A 22,676-nucleotide genomic window follows, 5' to 3' on the forward strand; every position below is an offset into this window, starting at 1 on the left:
TGAAGTCACCCCTTCATTTGTTTTACGATTGCTTTTAGTAATGCTAAGAAGTTAGCTTTAACACGTTCTGTCGTTTCAATTACTTCATCGTGGTGAAGTGGCTGATCTAAAATACCAGCTGCCATATTTGAAATACAAGAAATACCTAATACTTTCATACCAGCATGACGCGCTACAATTACTTCAGGTACTGTTGACATACCAACTGCATCTCCGCCAAGTGTACGAAGCATACGAATTTCAGCAGGTGTTTCATATACAGGACCTGTCATTCCTACGTATACACCTTCTTGTACTTTAATATTTAAGTCTGCTGCAACTTGTTTCGCCATTTCGCGAAGTTCTACTGTATATGATGTAGACATATCAGGGAAACGTACGCCCATTTCAGAATCATTCGGTCCGATTAATGGATTCGTACCCATGAAGTTAATGTGGTCTGAAATTAACATAAGATCGCCTGGCTCAAATGATGTATTTACACCACCAGCTGCGTTTGTTACAACTACTGTTTCTACACCTAGTTCTTTCATAACACGAACTGGGAATGTTACTTTTTGCATGTCGTATCCTTCATAGAAGTGGAAACGTCCTTGCATTGCTACTACTGTTACACCTTGAAGTGTACCAAATACTAGTTGACCTGCATGGCCTTCTACAGTTGATACTGGGAATTCAGGGATTTCACTGTAAGGTACTGTTACTGCGTTCTCAATTTCGTCTGCTAATACACCTAGTCCTGATCCAAGGATTAGTCCTACTTGTGGTGTCTCTTGAAATTTCTCTTTTAAGTATGAAGCTGATTTTGTAATAAGTTCACGATTCATTTGTTTATCCCCCTATTTCTTTAGCTCGTTTAAGAAGCTTGTTCCGTATTCTGGCATTTTCACACCGAAGTTTTCTGCTACTGTTGCACCAATATCAGCAAATGTTTGACGAAGTGGTAACTCTTGTCCGCCTTCTTTCATGCTTGGGCTATATGCTAATAATGGTACATATTCACGTGTATGGTCAGTACCAGGGTGAATTGGATCATTACCGTGGTCTGCTGTAATTAATAATAGATCATCTTCTTTTAGTTTTGCGAATACTTCTGGAAGACGTGCATCATATTCTTGCAGAGCTTCTCCGTATCCTTGTGGATCACGGCGGTGGCCGAATAATGCATCAAAGTCAACTAAGTTTAAAAAGCTAAGACCTGTAAAGTCCATATTTAATGTATCTACAAGCTTATCCATTCCATCCATGTTAGACTTCGTACGAAGTGATTCAGTTACCCCTTCGCCATCATAAATATCAGAGATTTTACCGATAGCAATTACATCGTAGTCACTATCTTTTAATTCATTCATTACTGTACGACCGAATGGTTTTAATGCATAGTCATGACGGTTTGGTGTACGTGTAAAGTTTCCAGGTTCACCAACGAATGGACGAGCAATAACACGACCTACCATGTATTTCTCATCTAATGTTAATTCACGTGCAATTTTACAAATTTTATATAATTCATCAAGTGGCACTACTTCTTCGTGTGCTGCAATTTGCAATACGCTATCAGCAGAAGTATAAACGATTAAAGAGCCTGTTTCCATTTGCTCTTGACCAAGTTCATCAAGAATCTCAGTTCCAGAAGCTGGCTTATTACCGATAATTTTACGGCCTGTTTTTTCTTCTAATTCATCAAGTAATTCTTTCGGGAATCCTTCTGGGAACACTTGGAATGGTGTATCAATGTAAAGGCCCATGATTTCCCAGTGACCTGTCATTGTATCTTTACCAGTAGATTTCTCTTGCATTTTTGTGTAATATCCAAGTGGTTTCTCTACTTTAGAGATACCTTTCATTTCTCGAATGTTACCAAGACCTAATTTCACCATGTTAGGCATTTGTAACCCATTCATATGTTCAGCAATGTGACCAATTGTGTCAGATCCTAGATCACCAAATTGCTCAGCATCTGGTGCTTCACCGATTCCCACAGAGTCCATTACGACTAGGAATATACGTTTATATTTATTCATAACTGCGACCTCCTATAAGTTCAGTTCTACTTCTTGTAGTATGTTCAAAACGCTATAAAGTGAAACTGTTATCCAAAAGAATTCTCATTGTCAAACAGTACTTCTTTAAATCATTTTCTAACCTATTTCGTTTACTTGAAACGATTCAAAAACATTTCTAGTTTTTTCTAAGTCAGATGTCAGACATCTGATACTGATATCATAACATGTTTACGCTTTCTTTTTAATACATTTTCGTAGAATTTCTCATTTTCTTCACACTTCTATTGTAATCCATTCTGCAACGAAGTGCTAATTTTTTATGATTTATTTCTTCATATTAAAAATAAAAAGTAGCTCTAAAGAGCTACTTTTTATTTTACTTCTATTGTTTCTTCTTTATGTTCATGCAATTCGCCTTTTCTTACATGTACTTTCACTTTGTAAGCACCGTTCTCTTTGAAAGTATGTTTCGTTTCATACTCTCCTTTATTCCCTTCTTTCGCTGGAATAAATTCGTGTTTTTCAACACCATCTTTCCAAATCTCTAGTTGTACTTCAGCACCAGTTAATGCTTCTTCTTTTTGCTTTAAATGAACTTTCATTGTAGATTCAGCATTTGCCTTTATGTCTCCAGCCATAAGATGGATCATTGTGTCACTTTTATGATCTCCATGTCCTGCACTGTGATTACTATTTTCTTTTTTCGCATCTTCTACTTTCGTATTTCCTACAGCAACTTTCACTTCTGGCATAACGTGCATTTCACGTGCATTTGTGTGAGCAATAATATGGTATACTCCATCCGTTTCGAATGTTTTCTCTACTGCATAAACACCTTTTCCTTTATGCTTACCATCAAACATCTCATGCTTTTCGTCGCCATCTTTCCAAATTTCAAACTTTACATCATCGGCATCCGTTACTTTTTCTTTCCCTTGTGTAACAAGTGCTTGTACTTCTGTTTTTTCACCTGGTTTAATTTCTTTCGGATTTGTTTGGACTGCTACTTTTACAGCTTCAAGTTTCTGTTCTTTTTTCGGTTCTTCTTTGTTTGTATTACAGCCAGCCAACGCTAGCATCGCGATAAATAAAGTTATAATCAGTTTTTTCATCATCATTTCCTCCTTTATACTTTATTTAGTATAGAGGAAATACATTGTAATATTCCAGTCTTCTGCTGAAAACAATATACGAAATGTTTGTGAAGTTTCTGTGAAACGGTCTTCCCCTCTTAATCTATGAAAAAAAGAGCATAGTAACTATGCTCTCGGATGAAACTGTTTATATACATCTTTTAATCTAGTTTTTGAAACGTGCGTATAGATTTGCGTAGTTGAAATATCTGCATGTCCAAGCATTTCTTGTACAGCACGTAAATCTGCTCCATTTTCTAATAAGTGCGTAGCAAACGAGTGACGCAACGTATGAGGTGTAAGTTCTTTTTCAATATTTGCCTCTTTCGCTAATCGTTTTAATATTTTCCAAAATCCTTGTCTTGATAATCGATTACCATGATGGTTTAAAAAGAGTGCATCTACTACTTTTTTCCCCATTAATTCTCTTCTTCCTTTTTCAATATACTTTTGAATCGCTTCCGTTGCTAAACTTCCTAGTGGAATAATTCTTTCTTTATTCCCTTTCCCTATGCAACGAACAAATCCCATCGTTAAATGTACATCTTCTAAATTGAGTGCAATCAATTCTGAAACACGAAGTCCTGTCGCATACAGTAACTCTAGCATCGCCTTATCACGAATCCCAAAAGCACTTGTCATTTTTGGTGTTTGAAGTAACGCCTCTACTTCATCAACTGATAATACCTTTGGTAATTTCCGTTCCCCTTGTGGCGTTTCAATATGTACGGATGGATCGTGTTCTACCGCTCGTTCACGAAGTAAAAATTGGTGGAACGAACGAATTGATGCGATATGACGCGCCAATGTTTTCGAAGATTTTCCGTTCTCTTTTAAATACTGCAAAAAGTTAACAATGTGTAAACGGGTCACTTCATGAAAAGTTTTCGTCTGTTCCACATTTTGCAAATACTTTACGTAGCTTTTTAAATCCCGTTCATAAGATACTACTGTATTCTTTGCTAATCCTTTTTCGACAACCATATAATGAATAAAATCTTTTAATTGATCTTCCACTCTACACTACTCCCCATTTTCATAGAAAAACATCATTCTATTTACGAAAGCATCCTTTGCCGGTTCTTCATTCCCTGATACTTTTTCTACAGTCTCTTCTTTAGGTTTTTCATAACGATGATAGCTTTCATATTCTTCATTTATCCATAGTATAGCGAAATAAAACAAAATCGTACAACTTGTAAATAATAAAAATACTTTTATTCCATCAAAAGTTAATTTTAAAGCTCGGCGCATTGTAAATTCCTCCAAAATATAAGTTATTACAACATATGCCAAGCTTTCACCAATTTATACCTTATTCAAATAAAAAACCTCTTCCTAGATAAATAGGAAAAGGTTATTTTTCATCCGTTTCATTTTCTTGACAATTTTTACAAATCCCATGGAATGTTAAACGATGATCTTTCACCTTAAAGCTCCAGTCTCGTTCTACTTTCCTTTCCACTTCACCAAGTAAATCTTCTTGTATTTCTTGTACAGCACCACATTGTGTACAAATCAAATGATGGTGGAAACGCTGCGCACCTTCTTGGCGTAAGTCATAGCGTGAAACACCGTCTCCGAAGTTAATCTTATCGACAACTTTTAACTCAGATAATAGTTCTAAAGTTCGATAGACGGTTGCTAATCCGATCTCTGGCGACTTTTCTTTTACAAGGAGGTAAACATCTTCTGCGCTTAAATGATCTTCTTCATTTTCTAGCAGCACACGAACTGTTGCTTCACGTTGCGGTGTTAATTTGTAGCTCGCTGCATGTAATTGCTTCTTAATTCGTTCAATTCTTTCTTCCATTCGGTACTACTCCCTCCTCGCCACTCTTACACCATTATATCAGAAGAAGGGCTTCTGTCAAAAGAAAAAACAATAAAAACAAATTGATAATTATTCTCAAAAAGTATTTATTTTTTATTAATAGCCTCAACGACTTCTTTCATTAAAACTGGTGATGCGTAAGCCTCCACACTAGAAGCAAGTGCTAACACCACTCCAATTACGAGAAAGAAGCATGTATAACGGATTAATAATGGTAATAGTGGCTCGGTTATTTTTCTAATAAATTGATGCCTAATCATCCGTAAAGAAAAACTTGCAGCAATAGTTGTCATAACGAGAAAGACTGGAATGATAATTAAATTTTGTGGCAAAACAGATACAAAAGCTAATAATAGTCCATTCCATCCATGCTGACTTACTAAAAAACCAACTGTAAATCCAACGACAACTCCTTTTACAAATAATAAAATAAAAATAAGTGGTAATCCAATAATTGAAATCCCTAAAATCCAAATAAATCCGATGTATTTTAATTGCGAAAAGTAACTTTCTCGAAACATTTCGCCTGCAATGGCAAATTCTCCTTTAGAGACTTGTCCAAAAAAACGTTGTAAATAAAATGATAAATCTTGTTTTTGATTGATTTGTAAACTATTCACCAGAATGGCTCCGAATATTACTCCCATCAATAATAAAACGGCGTTAAATATATATAATGAAGAGTTTTCCTGTATGTGAGACATTACACGGTCTTGCCAATTTTTTCGCCACATTTTTCTTCCCTCCGTTCACACTCTTATTAAAAATGTATGAAAGAAAGAAAAAAGTATGACGAATTAACATTGAAATTCCGCTCTACTTTGCTAAACTAAAAAGTAGAGAATAGGAGGGATTTCTCTTGAAACCATTATTATTAGATTTTCCAACATTATTTCAAACTGAACGCTTGCAAGTTCGTAAACCATTTCCAGGTGATGGTGCAGAAGTATATGAAGCAATCCAAGCTTCTCTAGAAGACTTAGTACCGTGGATACCAATTAACGCTGAAACAGAAGAGAGTGCTGAAGAAATTGTTCGCGAAGCTCACGGACAGTTTTTACTTCGTGAAACACTTGATTTTCACTTATACGATAAAGTATCTGGTACATTCATCGGAGCAATTACACTAAAGCCTGAAATCTGGGATATTCCAAAGTTTTCACTTCACTTCTGGCTACATAGTGCCTATACAAAACAAGGCTATATGACCGAAGCTGTTAAAGGTGCAATTCAGTTCGCCTTTGATAAACTAGGCGCTAGAAGAATTGAAATTCGTACTGATGCAACAAATATAAATGCATGTAGCTTAGCAGAACGTCTAGAATTCATTCTAGAAGGGACAATGGAAAATGATTTCCTAGCACCAGATGGTAGCTTACGTGATGCACGTGTATATGCAAAAATCAATTAAAAAACACTCGCCTTTGGCGAGTGTTTATTTTTGTAGTTGTAAATATTGTACTGCAAACATCGTCTTCGCATCATGAATACGAAGATCTTTCATAAGAGTAATCGCTTCTTCTAACGATACTTCCATTAATTCCACAAACTCATCTTCATCTAACTCAGCTTTATTTTCTTTTCTTGTCAAACCTGTCGCTTTATATACATATAAAATTTCATCTGCGAATCCTGGAGATGTATAGAAAGAAGTAATGAGCTCCATATTTTCACATACATATCCTGTTTCCTCTTCTAATTCACGAACTGCTGTTACCTCAGGTTTTTCACCAGGTTCTAACTTGCCAGCCGGAATTTCTATAATCGCCTTTTCAAGTGCTTTACGATACTGCTCAACAAGCACAATTTTCCCCTCATCAGTAATAGCAATAATAGCAACTGCACCAGGGTGATTTACAATTTCACGTTTACTCATTGCTCCATTTGGTAATACTACATCATCAACACGAACTTTTATAACTCTACCATCAAAAATTGGCTCAGTTTTTACTGTTCTCTCTGCAAGATTACTCATACTACTTCATCTCCCTGTTCTATTTCCTATTCTTTCCTCATACATTTTACCACATTGAAAGGAGCGTGATAGAAATGAAAGTTTATATTTTACCAAATCGCGTCACTTTAGTCGGAAAAGCATGGCAAATTCGCCATAAGCTAAAGCAATATAGCAAAGAGTATACAACTGTACAAGAGTGGATTACAGCAAATAAAGTGAAACATTAATCATGCTTTTACGGGCAGTTAATGCGAAGCGGAAAGTAAACGTTTGTCAACCTCTTTTCCCTCTCGTACAATAAAGGTAAGGAGGTTGACCTATGAAAAAACGTCAATTAGGAAACTCAGATTTGTTTATTACAGAAATGGGCCTTGGCTGTATGTCTCTCGGTACATCTGAAACAGAAGCTATGCATATTATCGATGAAGCTATCGATTTAGGAATTAATTTTTTTGATACAGCAGATTTATATGATTACGGATTAAATGAAGAATTTGTTGGAAAAGCCTTGAAGGGAAGAAGAGACCAAATTGTACTTACAACAAAGGTTGGAAATCGTTGGACAGAAGAAAAAAATGGCTGGTCTTGGGATCCTTCTAAAGCTTACATAAAGACTGAAGTAAAGGAAAGTTTACGTAGACTTCAAACTGATTATATTGACCTTTACCAACTTCATGGCGGAACAATTGAAGATCCAATAGATGAAACAATTGAAGCTTTTGAAGAATTGAAAAAGGAAGGTATTATTCGCCATTACGGTATTTCTTCTATACGCCCAAATGTCGTTCGTGAATATGCAAAACGCTCAAACATCGTTAGTGTACTAATGGAATATAACCTTTTAAATCGTCGTCCAGAAGAATGGTTCCCCCTTCTAAATGAACACCAAATTAGCGTCATTGCCCGCGGGCCACTTGCAAAAGGAATTTTAACTGACAATAATGCAAGAAAGATAGAAAGAGTAAAGGAAAAGGATTATCTCTCTTATTCTTACGATGAATTACATGCAACTCTAGCAAGTGTAAAAGAAATGATTGGAGAACGCTCTTTAACAGGAACAGCTATTCAATATTGCTTACATAATAAGACTGTTGCAGCTGTTATACCTGGTGCAAGCTCTCTTCAACAATTACAGGAAAATATACGAGCTAGCCAACAGTTACCTTTAACAAAAGAAGAATATATACAACTTCAAAAGATTGTTAAATATGACACATATGCTTTGCATCGTTAAAAATATCAAATTACCGATAAAACAGAAGACTGCCTCCAGTATTAGGAGACAGTCTTTTTTATAACGTATCATATTTATCAGGATTCGTTCCTACATGTAAATCACGATTCAACGTGTTAATTTGACGTATCTCTTCTTCATTTAGTGCAAAATCAAAAATAGTAAAGTTTTCTTTAATGCGAGATGGTGTAACAGATTTAGGAATCGTCACAATCCCGCTTTGAATATCCCACCTTAATATAACTTGCGCAGGTGTTTTTTCATATTTAGTAGCAATAGCCTGAATAATCGGGTGCTGAAATACTTCTCCGCCTCTCATTAATGGACTCCATGCTTCCATTTGAATCTGCTCACCTTGACAGAAATTACGCAACTCAAATTGCGTCAACATCGGATGAAGTTCCACTTGGTTTACCATCGGCTTCACTTTGCAATTTGGTAATAATAGTTCTAAATGATGTTTATGAAAATTAGAAACACCAATCGCACGCACTTTACCTTCTTCATACAATTTCTCTAAAGCTCGGTACGTATCAACATACTTCCCTCTTACCGGCCAATGTATTAAATATAAATCTACATAGTCCATTTGTAATTTTTTCAAACTCTTTTCAAACGCCTCGAGTGTCTCCTCATATCCTTGATCGTCGTTCCATACTTTTGTTGTAATAAATATATCTTCTCTTGGAATTCCTGATTCACGTATCGCCTCTCCGACACCGCTTTCATTTTCATATACAGTTGCTGTATCAATCGAACGGTATCCAACTTCTAACGCTGTTTTTACTGCTTGCTTTACTTCGTCTCCTTCTTTCGCTTTATATACGCCTAGACCAATCATCGGCATTTTCACGCCATTATGAAGTGTAGTTGTTGGAATATGCACAGTCGTCTCCCTTTCATTGTTACATTTTTTATAAGCCACAATTTTATTTCAACAAGATTCATCCCAAAAGTCAAAACATACGTACAGTTTACATAACACTTTTATATAGCTAAAAAATAGCGTGAACTCATTCATTCACGTTATTTTTTCTCCATTCTTTCGCTTTTTCATCCACATTGCGCACAAACTCATTTTTTCCTTCCGTATATAACGCGCCATCATATGTATACTTTTCGGCTAATTCTTTCTTTAAGGTTGCATATGCCTCTGCTTCTTCACAATGAGCCATCATATAATCACGAAATGCTAAATGCCTTACTATCTCTGGATTTCCTTTTTCAAACACGTGTAAATGATACGAGCGTTTTTCTTCAGTTCCATGAATAAAATATCGGCGTCTTGAAATACCATTTTCCCCTTTTACGATGTAACCAAGCTCTATAAATCGTTCATTCCACCCATCTACTCTTTCGATATTTTCTACTTCCATGATCATATCAATAATAGGTTTAGCTGCCAGTCCGGGAACTGACGTACTTCCAATATGATGAATTTTTACCGTTTCTGGCATCGCTGATTTTAATCTTTTAGCCTCCATTTGAAATTTTTCACTCCAATGGTTTTCATGTGGAACAACGACAATTTTTCTCATTCTAACTCCCCTTTTCTTACAAGCTCGTCAAAAAATGACCAGTGGTATTTCACTGATCATTTTTTTATTATTTAAAGTCTTTCCAAGTAAGGTTACTTTCACTTAGCAGTTCTTCAAATGATTTATTCTTTTCACGTTCTTTTTGTTCTTGGCGCTTTCTTTCCAGTTCAGCTGCCTCTTTTTCCTCTTCCCTCACTTGCAACTCTTTCTTCTTACTCTTTAATTGTTGCATGAGTGAATCATTTAATTGATCGCCTAATGTAAGTGTTTCTTTCTTTGGTTGATTCACTTGCGATTGTCTTTGCATTTGTCTTTGTTTCTTTTTCTTCATGCTACTCACCTTTTACTTTTTTCTCCATTATAGTAGATACACGATGAAATCGACAATAAAAAAGGGTCTTTACTCTATTATTCACTTTTTGTAAATATATTAATTTTTCGAAAAGACTAAATTTTTATGTAGCTATAATCCTATGAATCTATTAAAATTATGTCGTATGATGTCAGATTATAAAAAGAGGAGAATTATATTATGTGGAAAAAAATTATTCCTGCCGTTGCTGTTTTAAGCACTATTACTTTTTCAAGCGTATTTGCCGCTCCCCCATCTCAGAATCCAGCTGAACAAAACCGCTACATAGACGTACAAATGCTTGGTATTAATGATCTCCATGGACAACTAGATACTGTTAAAAAAATCAATAATAAAGAAGCTGGTGGCGCTGATTACTTAGCTACTTATTTAAAAGAACGTAAAAAACAAAACCCTAATACACTTCTCGTACATGCTGGTGATATCGTCGGAGCTAGTCCACCAGTTTCAGCATTATTACAAGATGAACCAACGATTGAATTTTTAAATGATTTAAAATTTGATGTTGGTACAATCGGAAACCATGAATTTGATGAAGGCATTGATGAAATGAAACGCCTCATTTACGGTGGATATCATGAAAAAACAAGGAATTTCAAAGGGGCTAACTTCCCCTATGTAGCTGCTAACTTCTATAACAAATCAACTGGCCGCTTATTTTTACCACCATTTACTGTAAAAATGGTAGATGGTGTTCCTGTTGGATTCATTGGTGTTGTTACAACTGATACACCAAATGTTGTTATGCCTACGATGCTTAAAAATGTACAAATTACTGATGAAGTAGAAGCAATTAATAAATCAACACAACAATTAAAACGCCTCGGCGTTAAATCGATCGTCGTTCTTGCTCATGTCGGTGGAACAACCGATGAGTCTGGGGTAACAAATGGCGATCTTACTCGAATTGCAAATGAAACAGACCCAGAAGTTGATGTTATTTTCGGTGGACATAGTCATACGTATGTAAATGGTACAGTAAATAATAAACTAATTGTCCAAGCAAATTCATACGGAACGGCTTTCTCAGACGTGGATGTAACAATTGATCGTAAAACAAAGGATATTGTAAAGAAAAAAGCTGAAGTTGTTACAACGTATCATGAAGGTGTAGAACCTGATAAACAAGTAAAGAAAAAACTAGATCAATATAAAGAAAAAATCGCACCACTTGTAAATGAAGTGGTCGGAAAATCTACAGCACCTATCGACCGTAAACAAAATGATGCTGGTGAGTCCACTCTTGGAAATTTAGTTGCCGATGCTCAGCGTCAAACGATGCAAACTCAAATCGCCCTCATGAATCCTGGTGGCATTCGTAATGACTTAGATGCTGGTGATATTACGTGGGGTGAGTTATACGGCATTCAACCTTTTGGAAATCAATTGATTAAAGTAGATTTAACAGGTCAAGACATTCGCGATATTTTAAATCAGCAATGGCAAAAAGGAACAACAAGAATGCTTCAAATTTCAGGTATTCAATATACGTGGGATGCAAATAAAACAAACGGTGAAAAAGTTACAAATATACGTTTAACAAACGGAGAAGAATTATCTCCATCTAAAACGTATAGCGTAGTTGCAAATGCCTTCTTAGCTTCTGGCGGTGACGGATTCGTATCATTTAAAAATGGTAAAAATGCAGAAACTGGTCCAAACGACTTTGAAGCGTTAGTCGATTACGTAAAACAATTAAAAGAACCAATTCAGCCAGTTATTGATGGAAGAATTCAAAAAGTAAATTAAGTGTTTCTCTAATAATAAATTTCATTTTTCACGCCATAAAGGATTTGTACTAATCCTCTATTTTATACGTAATATACATCATAAAAAGGATACTCGTTCTTCCAATGAACATAGTATCCTTTTTTTAGTTATCAAAATGTGATGTTTTGTCAACTTCATATTGCTGTAAAAATTGGTGCAACGCCTCTTCTACAAGTTTAGACTTTTGAATTCCTTTCGATTCTGATATAAGGTCCAATCTTGCTAATATTTCTGTATTAATAGAAAAGGTTCGTCTCTTTTTCTCTGTACTCTTACTCATAATTGGTGCAATTACTTCGCCTCTTTTTCTTAGTAACTCATAAATGCTTTGTAATTGCTCGTAAATTAATAATTGATAATCTGTTTTCTCATATTGAAGGGCGGTCGCTTCTTGGAGTTGTAAGTGACGTGGTTCTTCTCCATCTCCTACAAAAATACGTTTCTTCTGCTCTCCATCATATTCGTATCCAATCAATCTTAATTTCTTCGATAATGTATACGGGCTTATTTCAAGACGTTTTGCTATAATAGCGATGGATTCACGTCTATTTAAACCATCTATAATTTCTCCAATCGTCACAATTTCCCTCCTCCCGTGTTGAAATGACACTAGTATGGTATGTTACAATGATTTTCTAACAGTATATGCAAAATGAATAGCCTGTGCGATTCATACGATTTCACAAAAGGAGGTTTTCAATATGCTTTTTCGTAGCTACACCCCTCAGTTCTATAACGAAAACAAACAACTCATTCCTAATAGTATCGCTACGATAGAAAGCGTTATGATTAATAATCGAAAACAAACTCTCCTTATGCGTGGACAAAACGTAGAGCAACCTATTTTATTATGCTGTCACGGCGGACCTGGGATGGCACAAATCGGATTTATTCGCCATTTTCAAAAAGAATTAGAGAAGCAATTTATTGTTATTAATTGGGATCAGCGCGGGGCTGGTAAATCCTTTTCAATGAAAGATTTCGGAGCAAATTTCACAATCGAACAATTCGTTTCCGATGCAAAAGAAGTGATTCAATATGTACTTAAAAGGTTCAACAAACAAAAACTATTTCTCGCTGGTCATTCTTGGGGAAGTATTATTGGGCTTAACATAGCACATCAATATCCAAAGTATATCGAGGCTTACATCGGTATTGGGCAAATTGTACATATGAAACAAAATGAAGAATTGCTATATCAACATTTAATTCATTCTGCAAAAAAACATGATCATAAAAAAGCATTAGCTTCCCTTTTAAAATTAGGCAAACCACCATTTTTAGATACGAGACGTCTCATTATTCAAAGAAAGTGGCTTGGCACATTTGGAGGCGCAATCCAAAACGGATCTTCCTTTTCTTTCATACGAAAAGGTTTCTTTTCTCCTGAGTATACGCTATTAGATTGGTTCAAGTTTCTCGCAGGAAATTTAAAATCTGGCGTTTTATGGGAAGAAATGCTGACAATCGATTTCTTTTCTTCTATCTCAAGTTTATCTATTCCAGTTTATTTTTGTTCTGGTCGCTATGATTATCAAACTCCTTATGCACTCGTTCAGGAATATTGCGATATTATTGAAGCGCCTATAAAAAAGATGATTTGGTTCCCAAATTCAGCACATTCTCCTGATTTAGAAGAACCAGAATTATTCGCTAATTCTTTGCAATCAATTAAACAAGAGCTAGCTTTTCAGCATTAGTAACAAAAGGCTCTTTTACATTTCATAGAAAACATTTTATAATAATATGTCGCAAGTATGTATAAACATAGCAAAATGTTTCATATTTACTTGTCTTAACAGAATAAAAATTTAGGGAGATTACATTTATTATGAACGCTGTACTCGTCGCAGTAGCAATTATGCTATTGCTTAGTTTGTTACGTGTCCAGGTCATTGTCGCCATCATTGTTGGAGCTTTAACAGGCGGAATTATCGGCGGACTCGGTATTTCAGAAACGATTAACACTTTTACAACTGGTCTTGGAAACAGTGCTCCAATCGCTTTAAGTTATGCAATGCTTGGTGGTTTCGCTATTTCCCTTTCCAAAACAGGACTTCCAGATGCTATGATTCAAACTGCATTAAAATGGATTGGCAATGAACAAGACACGAAAAAACAAGTTTATTCTAAAATACTTATTTTATTCATTATTTTAACGATGGCTTGTTTCTCACAAAATGTGATTCCTGTTCACATTGCTTTCATCCCCATCTTAATTCCAGCACTTTTAAAAGTATTAAATGAGCTGAAAGTGGATCGCAGACTTGTCACATGTATTATTACATTTGGATTGATTACTCCTTATATGTGGATCCCTGCAGGATTCGGAAAAATTTATCATGACGTATTACAAACCAACGCTGCGCAAAGCGGCCTTACATTTGATGTCACACTTATTCCAAAAGCAATGACTATTCCAGCAATTGGTATGATTATTGGATTATGTGTAGCGGTATTCATTACGTACCGAAAACCTCGTACGTATGAAACAGAACAAATTCATACTACCGAAAATGAAATCGTTCCCTATACAAAACGTAGCATTACTTTCGGGTTATTATCTATCATTGCTACATTAACTGTTCAATTAACAACAGAATCAATGATTTTCGGTGCTTTAGCAGGTATTATCGTCTTATCGGTTAGTGGCAGTCTACCACTTAAAGAAGCAGATGCGATATTAACAAGCGGAATGCGTATGATGTCCTTTATTGGCTTTGTTATGATTGCTGCCGCTGGATTCGGCGCTGTTCTTCGAAAAACAAGACATGTTGAATCTCTGGTGCAAACGAGTGCACATATAATCGGAAATAACAAACCACTCGCTGCATTTCTTATGCTCGTTATTGGACTTCTCGTTACAATGGGAATTGGTTCATCCTTTTCAACCATCCCTATCTTAACAACCATTTTTGTACCTCTTTGCATTCAGCTTGGATTTAGTCCAATGGCCACAATTGCAATTATCGGTACAGCCGGAGCACTAGGTGACGCAGGATCTCCAGCATCGGATAGTACCCTTGGACCAACATCCGGTTTAAATGCTGATGGTCAGCACCATCATATATGGGATACATGTGTACCCACTTTTCTACATTACAATATACCGTTACTTATATTTGGTTTTATTGCCGCAATTACATTATAAAAAGGTGCGTATAAAACGCACCTTTTACTTTTTTATTTTTCCTTTTAATTGTTGAAAAGCTAATTTTCCATTATCTTTGACATAGCTTTCAATTGCCGGTAGTGATGAACCTATCCATTCACACTCTATGCTCCCATTAGGTCCAACAATTTTTAATTTATCTGGTATATGTATATTTAGAAATCTCGCTGACCGAATTAACTCAATAGCAATCTGATCACTTGAGGTTACAATTCCATCTATATACGGATTGTTTTGCAATAATGTAATAAATTGTTTATTTGTATACCCTTGTACACATTCTTCTCGATAAGAGATTCCTTCATCCCAAACAGCGTCTAAAAACCCTGCTATATAATCTTCCATTTCTTCACTTTCTTCTCCCTCACCGAAATAAGCAAGAAAGTGACACCCTTTCTCTTTTAATAAAGAAACAGCTCTCTGTCCACTTTCATAATAATTTCTATGTGATTGTTGCTCATCGATCACAACAAACGGAAATGGAATTTCTCCTACACTTTTAAAAACTGCTCTCGTCAAAATAACACCTGCAATGTTATTTTGCTTCAGCATATGTATGTATCTATCTTTATTCTCTATATTACAAATAATGATTTGATAGCCTTCTTTATATGCTATTTCCTCAATACAATGTAGCAAAGTGATGTTTGATTGGTTACATAAATTATCTACAAGTAATGCAATTATCGTTGAATTCTCTTTAAATAGTGGCTTCGCTGCACTGTTTGGCCTATAACGTAATTCTTCAATTGCTTCCTTTACTTGTTTTACTGTGTCCTCATGAACGTATCCTTTTTCATTAATAACTCGTGAAACGGTTGCGACTGAAACACCTGCCAATTTTGCAACATCACGTATAGTTGCCACATCGTCACCCCTTAATATGGTAATAGATTACAATTTTACGGTAACCTAAATTACACTATCCGTCAAGATTAATAACTCATATTTCTGAAAATTGTTACATCATTTGACTAAATGATACTCCAACTGAATTTCATGTAAAATTGGGATATTATCATATCCAATACGTGGAATTTCTTTCTTTATTTTTCGTGCCTTCTCTACCGCATTCACATATAAATTAGTCATTACAAAATTACGTTTTTGGTAAAATCGTAACGCATTCATATTATCATTTGTTGTAATAAGCCAAACCTGTCTGCACCGCTCTTCTTCTGCAACTTGTAATACACAATCCACAAGTTTCGTCCCCTATTCCTTTTCTTTCTTCAAAGCTATCTAGCGATACAATTTCACACATATTTCCAGTCACTTCATACGTTATAATTCCGATTATTCTGTCATCTGAGAGCGCAACAAATCCTGGCAACTCTTCTAACTGATGTCCCTTACCACGTGAAACCATCAATGAACTTCCCCAGTTCTTACACATGAACATTCGGATTGTTTCTTTCATCGCTGGCGTAATTTTTTGTATATGCAGCATTTCCTATTTCTCCCCTTTTATATCATTGTGATACAATATAAGTGTATCACATGTAACGGTATTTGGAGGATGAGGTAAAGTATGAAACGTTTTTTTGCAGCATTGTTTACTATACTAGGTGCAATAACTGCCCTTGGGATTTTCTTTACAAATAAAGTGATGTACTTAAAGAAAAAAACAGAGGAAGAAGTACTCGAAAGAGAAACGAAAAAACATTTTCGTATAGAGGATTTTGATGCTCTTCATAAAGAAGAAATTCATATCCCTTCACAATTCGGATACGACCTTCACGGATATTACATTCCTGCTGGTCATTCCAATAAGTTTATGGTTTTTTGCCACGGTGTAACTGTAAATAAAATAAACTCTGTAAAATATGCAAACTTATTCTTAAAAAGGGGATATAATGTCCTCATTTACGATCATCGTCGTCATGGTAAAACTGGCGGAAAAACAACAAGCTATGGATACTATGAAAAGCATGATTTGAAATCCGTAGTTGACTGGCTAAAAAACCGTTTTGGAACCAATATTACACTTGGTATTCATGGTGAATCTATGGGAGCCGCAACAATTCTTCAATACGCAGGACTTGTAGAAGATGGCGCTGATTTCTATATTGCAGATTGTCCTTTCTCTGATTTTCACGGACAATTACAGCACCGTTTAAAGGTTGAATTCCATTTACCAAAATGGCCTTTATTACCTTTAGCAAACGCATTTTTAAAAGTTCGTGACGGTTATACAATTCGTGAAGTTTCACCAATCGACTGTATAAAAAACATTAACAATCCCGTTCTCTTTATTCATAGTAAAGATGACGACTATATTTTAGCTGATATGACAAAAGCGTTATATGAAGCGAAAGAAAATAATAAGCAACTTTATATTGCAGAACACGGTGCACACGCTTGCTCTTATAATGAAAATAAAGAAGAGTACGAAGCAGCCATCGATCAATTTTTAAACACATATGTGAAAGAAACAAAAAACAGGCTTGCATAAGCCTGTTTTTTTATTGCGCTAAAACGTCTGTAACTTGTTCCATATTTTCAGAAATCCATTGCATTGCATCATCTAACGTTGGAAATTCTGTCGTTTGAAATGTTACTTCATCTTGAAGTAACCAAACATCCTTTACCTCTTGCCCTACACCTGCAATGGACCAATGTAACAAACTATATGGATGATTATCATTCAAAAATGATGCCCACGTGCGCTCATTTGCAATGTTTCGTAATGTATGTAATTGTTTATCCATCTCTCGTCACCTTACTCTAGTCAGTTATGAAAACTATTATAACACTCTCTTCTTTCTCAAACAAAGCGCTCTTTTTTCCCCGCTATTTGTGGGCAGTAAAACTCCCACCTCAAAATTCGGCTGAAACAAAGAAGTTAGGCGGGAGATTAACTACCCCTAAAAGCCCGATTGGTTCAAATAATAATTAGTGGGGGATGCCTCCCCCACTAATTAAAGTTTCACTTTATATTGCCAAGCACTTCCCTTGATTATATGATGAAATTAAGCGTTTGGGAAGGAGGGATAACGTTGGCAAAAGTACAAATTAAAGTAAATGATAATGGCTCTTTTCGCGTTACAGGGGACGTGGAATTAATCGACTCACAAGGGAATGTATTCCCAGCAAAACCGGCATTTTCTTTATGCCGTTGTGGTTTATCAAAAAATATGCCTTATTGCGACGCTTCGCATAAAGGTAAATTCGAGTCTGTTGTTAGAGCACCAGAGGCAGAATAATTTTACATGTGACATGCACATTTTTTTGTGCATGTTTTTTCTTTTTAGCAACTCCGTTATATCCCTTCTCCTTACAACATTTCTAATACTTTTATTTCCATTCCAGCCTGCATATATTTTCACACAATTCTTCACATTCGAATATTTTTTACTAGCCTTTTATTTTTTTTGTGCTATAATTTGAGCAAACAGCATCCTTCGGGGTCGGGTGAAATTCCCAACCGGCGGTGATGAAGTGAAAACTTCTAAGTCCGTGACCCGTTTTCAACTCGAAAACGGTGGATCTAGTGAAACTCTAGGGCCGACAGTATAGTCTGGATGGGAGAAGGATATGTTTCTAGTTTTTTATATAGTGAATACACTTTTATTTCAGTATGCATATTTTTAAAGATTCATTTTGATTCTTTATATATGTTTAATTTCCTATACTTATTTTTTATACTGAAATAAAAAGAGACAACTAGCGTTTAAAAATTCGATATTTTGCTAGGTTTTTTTCTTATGCAGAAATATCAATTATCGTTAGGTTTCTTTCCTATGCTTTCGTATTCAAACTATATTTCTAGAAATCACGTCTCCCAAACCCCAAGGATATTAAATCCTTGGGGTTTTTTGATTTTTTTAGGAGAGGTGAAGAAAATGACAGATCAAGAATATATGAGGATTGCCCTGCTGTTAGCAGAAGGAACATCAGGACAAACAAGTCCAAATCCTATGGTTGGTGCTGTTGTTGTAAAAGATGGAAACATCGTTGGTATGGGGGCTCATTTACGAGCTGGTGAAGAACACGCAGAAGTTCATGCCCTTCAAATGGCTGGTCAGAACGCCAAAGACGCTACCGTTTATGTAACACTGGAACCGTGTAGCCACTTTGGAAAAACACCACCTTGTTGTGAATTGCTCATCGAAAAAGGAGTTAAGCGTGTTGTAATTGCTACTCTCGATTGTAATCCGCTCGTTTCTGGTAACGGAAAAAGAAGATTAGAGGAAGCTAGAATTGAAGTAACTACCGGTGTTCTTGAAGCAGAAGTAGTTTTATTAAATCGCTACTTTTTTCACTACATGAAAACGAAACGCCCTTTTGTAACAATCAAAACAGCGATGAGCTTAGATGGAAAAACAGCAACTGTAACTGGTGAAAGTAAGTGGATTACAGGTGAAGAAGCACGTGCTGATGTTCACCAATATCGCCATATACATGATGCAATTCTTGTTGGAGTGAATACAGTTATAGCTGATAATCCTCATTTAACAACAAGAATTCCAAATGGTGGGAAACATCCTATTCGCGTTGTTTTAGATACCCATTTACGAACACCACCATCTTCTCATGTTATAACAGATGGTTTAGCACCGACATGGATTATTGTCGGTAAGGATGTAAAGAAAGAGAAGATATCTTCTTATGAATCTAAAAATATAGCTATATTCCAAATGGAAACGAAGCATATAGAAATCGAGGACCTTCTTTCCTTTCTTGGAGAAAAACAAATTCTTTCTCTATTCGTTGAAGGTGGCCAATCGATTCATGCAAGTTTCTTAAAAACAAACAATTTTAATGAAATTGTAACCTATATAAGCCCGAAATTAATTGGTGGGAAAGATGCTCCTACTTTATTTGGAGGAAATGGTTTTTCAAAATTACAAGATGCGCTTACCTTGAAAATTCAAGAGATGAAACAAATTGGTGATGATATAAAAATCGTTGCGAATGCCCGAAACGAGGTGACAAAATGTTTACAGGAATTGTAGAAGAATTAGGAACGATAGCAAACATGCAACAAAGTGGAGAAGCGATGAAATTAACGATTCATGCAAAGAAAATTTTATCAGATGTTCACTTAGGTGATAGTATCGCGGTTAACGGTATTTGCTTAACTGTAACAAGCTTTACAACTACTTCATTTACAGTTGATGCAATGCCTGAAACGATGCAGTCGACATCACTTCGCATGCTTAAACCGCACTCTAAAGTAAATTTAGAGCGAGCAATGGCTGCAAACGGACGATTCGGTGGACATTTCGTTTCAGGACATATTGATGGCATCGGAACGATTTTAAATAAAAAACAACATTACAATGCCGTCTATTACAAAATAGCAATTTCTGATGAACTGCTGCGCTATTGTTTGCATAAAGGATCCATTGCTGTTGATGGAACGAGTTTAACGATATTTGATATAGACGAATCTTCCATAACGATTTCACTCATCCCGCACACAGTAAGCGAATCTGTCATTGGAGAAAAAAATGCCGGAGATATCGTAAACATTGAGTGTGACATGATTGGTAAATATATCGAACGCTTTATTACTAAACCTACAAAACGAGTAGGTTCAATGACTGAAAGCTTTTTACAAGAAAACGGATTTCTATAAGGGGGAAGCACAATGTTTCATCGTATTGAAGAAGCTCTAGAAGATTTAAAACAAGGTAAAGTCGTTATCGTATGTGATGATGAAAACCGAGAAAATGAAGGCGATTTTATTGCTTTAGCAGAGTACATTACACCAGAAACAATTAATTTTATGATTACACATGGCCGTGGTCTCGTTTGTGTACCGATTACAGCAGGGTACGCAGAACGTCTACAATTAGAACCAATGGTATCTCATAATACAGATTCACATCATACTGCGTTTACAGTGAGCATTGACCATGTTTCTACAACAACAGGGATTAGCGCTCACGAACGTGCAACTACGATACAAGAATTGTTAAACCCCGCATCAAAAGGCGCTGATTTCAATCGACCTGGACATATCTTTCCATTAATTGCGAAAGAAGGCGGTGTCCTGCGTCGTGCAGGTCATACAGAAGCTGCTGTTGATTTAGCGAAGCTATGCGGTGCCGAACCAGCTGGAGTTATTTGCGAGATTATAAATGAGGACGGCACGATGGCACGTGTACCTGATTTAATAGAATGCGCAAAACAATTTGATATAAAAATGATTACAATAGAAGATTTAATTGCTTACCGCCGCCATCATGAAACACTTGTGACGAGAGAGGTGGAAATTACATTACCTACAGATTTCGGTACTTTCCACGCAATTGGCTATTCTAACTCATTAGATACGAAAGAACATATCGCACTTGTAAAAGGTGATATTTCAATAGGTGAACCGGTACTTGTGCGTGTTCATTCTGAATGCTTAACAGGAGATGTATTCGGTTCACATCGCTGCGATTGCGGACCACAACTCCATGCAGCACTTGCTCAAATTGAGCGTGAAAAAAAAGGTGTTCTTCTTTATATGAGACAAGAAGGAAGAGGCATTGGGCTTCTTAATAAGCTTCGTGCTTATAAATTACAAGAAGAAGGATTCGATACTGTAGAAGCAAATGAAAAACTCGGCTTCCCTGCTGATCTTCGTGATTACGGTATCGGAGCACAAATATTAAAAGATTTAGGTTTACAAAGTTTACGATTATTAACGAATAACCCAAGAAAAATTGCTGGCTTACAAGGTTACGATTTAGAAGTAGTCGAGCGTGTACCGTTGCAAATGCCAGCAAAAGAAGAGAATAAATCGTATTTACAAACGAAAGTAAACAAATTAGGACACTTACTAAACTTATAATTAAAGGAGAGATTTATTATGGTATTCGAAGGTCATTTAGTTGGTACAGGATTAAAAGTTGGAGTTGTTGTTGGACGTTTTAACGAATTTATTACAAGTAAGTTACTTGGCGGCGCTTTAGACGGATTAAAGCGTCACGGTGTAGAAGAAAATGATATTGATGTTGCTTGGGTTCCTGGTACATTTGAAATTCCTTTAATCGCTAAAAAGATGGCTAGTAGCGGAAAGTATGATGCTGTTATTACATTAGGTACTGTAATCCGAGGTGCTACAACTCACTACGATTACGTTTGTAATGAAGTAGCAAAAGGTGTTGCGTCTTTATCACTACAAATGGACATCCCAGTTATTTTCGGCGTATTAACGACAGAAACAATTGAACAAGCGATTGAACGCGCAGGTACGAAAGCTGGTAATAAAGGATATGAATCAGCTGTTGCTGCAATTGAAATGGCTCACTTATCAAAACAATGGGCATAAAAAAAGAGGCTTCGGCCTCTTTTTATTTTTTTACCTTTTTTTGTACATCTTTTATTAATTCATTCATCGTTTTTCCTTCTGTTTTTATATGAAGAGCTTGTGCTGTTCTCCATACATTCTCTCTTTTTTTCGCTTCTTCTATAATAGTAATTTCTTTTCTAACTTCCTTTAAATCTTTTCCTTCCGTTTTCAATCCAAAATGTTCAGCTTTCGTTCGAAAGTGTTGTTCGATTCTTTGTTGCATCTCTTTTTGTTCAGGATTTTCAGCAGCCTTAACTGGATCAGAACTTATTGCTTTTATTAAAATTAAACAAGTCATAATCGCTAATATGTATTTGTACATGTAAAATCCTCCAACCCAATATAAATTACATATTTACTATGTACAA

General features: G+C 35.8%; 27 protein-coding genes, 1 pseudogene and 1 riboswitch. Of the genes and pseudogenes, 12 read left to right on the forward strand and 16 right to left on the reverse strand.

The genetic code is table 11. The features are described from left to right. Positions 1–5: 5 nt before the first annotated feature. The 7 genes from ACQRBL_RS20335 to spoIIM form a co-directional block, all read right to left on the reverse strand. Entirely contained in the window at positions 6–827 is an 822-nt protein-coding gene (locus ACQRBL_RS20335; RefSeq protein ID WP_411995606.1) for a purine-nucleoside phosphorylase, read from the reverse strand. A 12-nt stretch (positions 828–839) separates the two neighbouring features. Beyond that, positions 840–2,024 (reverse strand): phosphopentomutase, encoded by a 1,185-nt coding sequence (gene deoB / locus ACQRBL_RS20340; RefSeq protein ID WP_001046079.1) that lies wholly within the window; start codon positions 2,022–2,024, stop codon positions 840–842. Between the two features lie 353 nt (positions 2,025–2,377). Then, positions 2,378–3,118 (reverse strand): FixH family protein, encoded by a 741-nt coding sequence (locus ACQRBL_RS20345; protein WP_411995607.1) that lies wholly within the window; start codon positions 3,116–3,118, stop codon positions 2,378–2,380. A gap of 147 nt (positions 3,119–3,265) precedes the next feature. Continuing rightward, a complete protein-coding gene (gene xerD, locus ACQRBL_RS20350; protein ID WP_000390088.1) occupies positions 3,266–4,156 on the reverse strand; it encodes a site-specific tyrosine recombinase XerD in 891 nt (296 codons plus the stop codon). Between the two features lie 6 nt (positions 4,157–4,162). Then, a complete protein-coding gene (locus ACQRBL_RS20355; protein WP_001250432.1) occupies positions 4,163–4,393 on the reverse strand; it encodes a YqzK family protein in 231 nt (76 codons plus the stop codon). A gap of 103 nt (positions 4,394–4,496) precedes the next feature. Continuing rightward, positions 4,497–4,952: a Fur family transcriptional regulator gene (locus tag ACQRBL_RS20360; protein ID WP_000392657.1), complete on the reverse strand. Its 456-nt coding sequence runs from the start codon at positions 4,950–4,952 to the stop codon at positions 4,497–4,499. 107 nt (positions 4,953–5,059) lie between these two features. Next, entirely contained in the window at positions 5,060–5,677 is a 618-nt protein-coding gene (gene spoIIM / locus ACQRBL_RS20365; protein ID WP_013142149.1) for a stage II sporulation protein M, read from the reverse strand. A gap of 155 nt (positions 5,678–5,832) precedes the next feature. On the opposite strand from spoIIM, the gene ACQRBL_RS20370 reads away from it, so the two are divergent. Further along, positions 5,833–6,384, forward strand: a complete 552-nt coding sequence (locus ACQRBL_RS20370; protein WP_411995608.1) for a GNAT family N-acetyltransferase — start codon at positions 5,833–5,835, stop codon at positions 6,382–6,384. Between the two features lie 24 nt (positions 6,385–6,408). Here the strand turns inward: ACQRBL_RS20370 and ACQRBL_RS20375 are convergent, their stop codons facing one another. Continuing rightward, positions 6,409–6,948 carry an NUDIX hydrolase gene (locus tag ACQRBL_RS20375; RefSeq protein WP_000067042.1) on the reverse strand — a complete coding sequence of 180 codons (540 nt, stop codon included), beginning with the start codon at positions 6,946–6,948 and terminating at the stop codon, positions 6,409–6,411. Positions 6,949–7,022: 74 nt separating this feature from the next. Here ACQRBL_RS20375 and mciZ point away from each other — a divergent pair, with 74 nt between their 5' ends. After that, positions 7,023–7,157, forward strand: a complete 135-nt coding sequence (gene mciZ, locus ACQRBL_RS20380) for a Z-ring formation inhibitor MciZ (protein WP_000870302.1) — start codon at positions 7,023–7,025, stop codon at positions 7,155–7,157. A gap of 92 nt (positions 7,158–7,249) precedes the next feature. Further along, on the forward strand, positions 7,250–8,164 hold the full coding sequence (locus tag ACQRBL_RS20385) for an aldo/keto reductase (protein ID WP_000747184.1): 915 nt from the start codon (positions 7,250–7,252) through the stop codon (positions 8,162–8,164). Between the two features lie 58 nt (positions 8,165–8,222). On the opposite strand, the gene ACQRBL_RS20390 is transcribed toward ACQRBL_RS20385, so the two are convergent. The 3 genes from ACQRBL_RS20390 to ACQRBL_RS20400 form a co-directional block, all read right to left on the reverse strand. Next, positions 8,223–9,050 carry an aldo/keto reductase gene (locus ACQRBL_RS20390; protein WP_000547989.1) on the reverse strand — a complete coding sequence of 276 codons (828 nt, stop codon included), beginning with the start codon at positions 9,048–9,050 and terminating at the stop codon, positions 8,223–8,225. Between the two features lie 127 nt (positions 9,051–9,177). Next, positions 9,178–9,702, reverse strand: a complete 525-nt coding sequence (locus tag ACQRBL_RS20395) for a GrpB family protein (RefSeq protein ID WP_001227186.1) — start codon at positions 9,700–9,702, stop codon at positions 9,178–9,180. Between the two features lie 67 nt (positions 9,703–9,769). Further along, positions 9,770–10,033 carry a YqkE family protein gene (locus ACQRBL_RS20400; RefSeq protein WP_000727561.1) on the reverse strand — a complete coding sequence of 88 codons (264 nt, stop codon included), beginning with the start codon at positions 10,031–10,033 and terminating at the stop codon, positions 9,770–9,772. A gap of 201 nt (positions 10,034–10,234) precedes the next feature. On the opposite strand from ACQRBL_RS20400, the gene ACQRBL_RS20405 reads away from it, so the two are divergent. After that, on the forward strand, positions 10,235–11,824 hold the full coding sequence (locus ACQRBL_RS20405) for a bifunctional metallophosphatase/5'-nucleotidase (protein ID WP_411995609.1): 1,590 nt from the start codon (positions 10,235–10,237) through the stop codon (positions 11,822–11,824). 124 nt (positions 11,825–11,948) lie between these two features. Here ACQRBL_RS20405 and ACQRBL_RS20410 read toward each other — a convergent pair whose 3' ends face one another. After that, the gene (locus ACQRBL_RS20410) at positions 11,949–12,425 is read right to left on the reverse strand and encodes a ribbon-helix-helix domain-containing protein (RefSeq protein WP_000151932.1); all 477 of its coding nucleotides are present in this window, start codon (positions 12,423–12,425) and stop codon (positions 11,949–11,951) included. Between the two features lie 121 nt (positions 12,426–12,546). On the opposite strand from ACQRBL_RS20410, the gene ACQRBL_RS20415 reads away from it, so the two are divergent. Together ACQRBL_RS20415 and ACQRBL_RS20420 are read left to right on the forward strand one after the other, a co-directional pair. After that, positions 12,547–13,545 carry an alpha/beta fold hydrolase gene (locus ACQRBL_RS20415; protein WP_000898973.1) on the forward strand — a complete coding sequence of 333 codons (999 nt, stop codon included), beginning with the start codon at positions 12,547–12,549 and terminating at the stop codon, positions 13,543–13,545. A 131-nt stretch (positions 13,546–13,676) separates the two neighbouring features. Continuing rightward, positions 13,677–14,996 carry a Na+/H+ antiporter family protein gene (locus tag ACQRBL_RS20420; protein ID WP_411995610.1) on the forward strand — a complete coding sequence of 440 codons (1,320 nt, stop codon included), beginning with the start codon at positions 13,677–13,679 and terminating at the stop codon, positions 14,994–14,996. A 24-nt stretch (positions 14,997–15,020) separates the two neighbouring features. Here the strand turns inward: ACQRBL_RS20420 and ACQRBL_RS20425 are convergent, their stop codons facing one another. Then, positions 15,021–15,884 carry a LacI family DNA-binding transcriptional regulator gene (locus ACQRBL_RS20425; RefSeq protein ID WP_023522965.1) on the reverse strand — a complete coding sequence of 288 codons (864 nt, stop codon included), beginning with the start codon at positions 15,882–15,884 and terminating at the stop codon, positions 15,021–15,023. Between the two features lie 99 nt (positions 15,885–15,983). Then, positions 15,984–16,467: pseudogene (locus ACQRBL_RS20430) on the reverse strand (GNAT family N-acetyltransferase). 81 nt (positions 16,468–16,548) lie between these two features. Here ACQRBL_RS20430 and ACQRBL_RS20435 point away from each other — a divergent pair. Further along, the gene (locus ACQRBL_RS20435; protein WP_000819228.1) at positions 16,549–17,472 is read left to right on the forward strand and encodes an alpha/beta hydrolase; all 924 of its coding nucleotides are present in this window, start codon (positions 16,549–16,551) and stop codon (positions 17,470–17,472) included. A gap of 10 nt (positions 17,473–17,482) precedes the next feature. Here the strand turns inward: ACQRBL_RS20435 and ACQRBL_RS20440 are convergent, their stop codons facing one another. After that, a complete protein-coding gene (locus ACQRBL_RS20440; RefSeq protein WP_000360796.1) occupies positions 17,483–17,728 on the reverse strand; it encodes a DUF2552 family protein in 246 nt (81 codons plus the stop codon). Positions 17,729–18,016: 288 nt separating this feature from the next. On the opposite strand from ACQRBL_RS20440, the gene ACQRBL_RS20445 reads away from it, so the two are divergent. The 5 genes from ACQRBL_RS20445 to ribH all read left to right on the forward strand — a co-directional run bounded on the left by ACQRBL_RS20445 (position 18,017) and on the right by ribH (position 22,287). Beyond that, a complete protein-coding gene (locus tag ACQRBL_RS20445) occupies positions 18,017–18,223 on the forward strand; it encodes a CDGSH iron-sulfur domain-containing protein (RefSeq protein WP_001151578.1) in 207 nt (68 codons plus the stop codon). A 190-nt stretch (positions 18,224–18,413) separates the two neighbouring features. Next, positions 18,414–18,557, forward strand: a riboswitch (FMN riboswitch). A gap of 305 nt (positions 18,558–18,862) precedes the next feature. Then, positions 18,863–19,975: a bifunctional diaminohydroxyphosphoribosylaminopyrimidine deaminase/5-amino-6-(5-phosphoribosylamino)uracil reductase RibD gene (gene ribD, locus ACQRBL_RS20450; RefSeq protein ID WP_411995611.1), complete on the forward strand. Its 1,113-nt coding sequence runs from the start codon at positions 18,863–18,865 to the stop codon at positions 19,973–19,975. Beyond that, a complete protein-coding gene (ribE, locus tag ACQRBL_RS20455) occupies positions 19,957–20,601 on the forward strand; it encodes a riboflavin synthase subunit alpha (protein WP_000493907.1) in 645 nt (214 codons plus the stop codon). The genes ribD and ribE overlap by 19 nt, the downstream gene beginning before the upstream one ends. 12 nt (positions 20,602–20,613) lie before the next feature. Further along, entirely contained in the window at positions 20,614–21,807 is a 1,194-nt protein-coding gene (ribBA, locus tag ACQRBL_RS20460) for a bifunctional 3,4-dihydroxy-2-butanone 4-phosphate synthase/GTP cyclohydrolase II (RefSeq protein ID WP_097920364.1), read from the forward strand. A gap of 18 nt (positions 21,808–21,825) precedes the next feature. Beyond that, positions 21,826–22,287: a 6,7-dimethyl-8-ribityllumazine synthase gene (gene ribH / locus ACQRBL_RS20465; protein WP_044784458.1), complete on the forward strand. Its 462-nt coding sequence runs from the start codon at positions 21,826–21,828 to the stop codon at positions 22,285–22,287. 22 nt (positions 22,288–22,309) lie between these two features. On the opposite strand, the gene ACQRBL_RS20470 is transcribed toward ribH, so the two are convergent. After that, entirely contained in the window at positions 22,310–22,630 is a 321-nt protein-coding gene (locus ACQRBL_RS20470) for a hypothetical protein (RefSeq protein WP_000280032.1), read from the reverse strand. Between the last annotated feature and the right edge of the window lie 46 nt (positions 22,631–22,676).

It is taken from the genome of Bacillus sp. AF62, assembly GCF_050312695.1.
Lineage (GTDB): Bacteria > Bacillota > Bacilli > Bacillales > Bacillaceae_G > Bacillus_A > Bacillus_A cereus.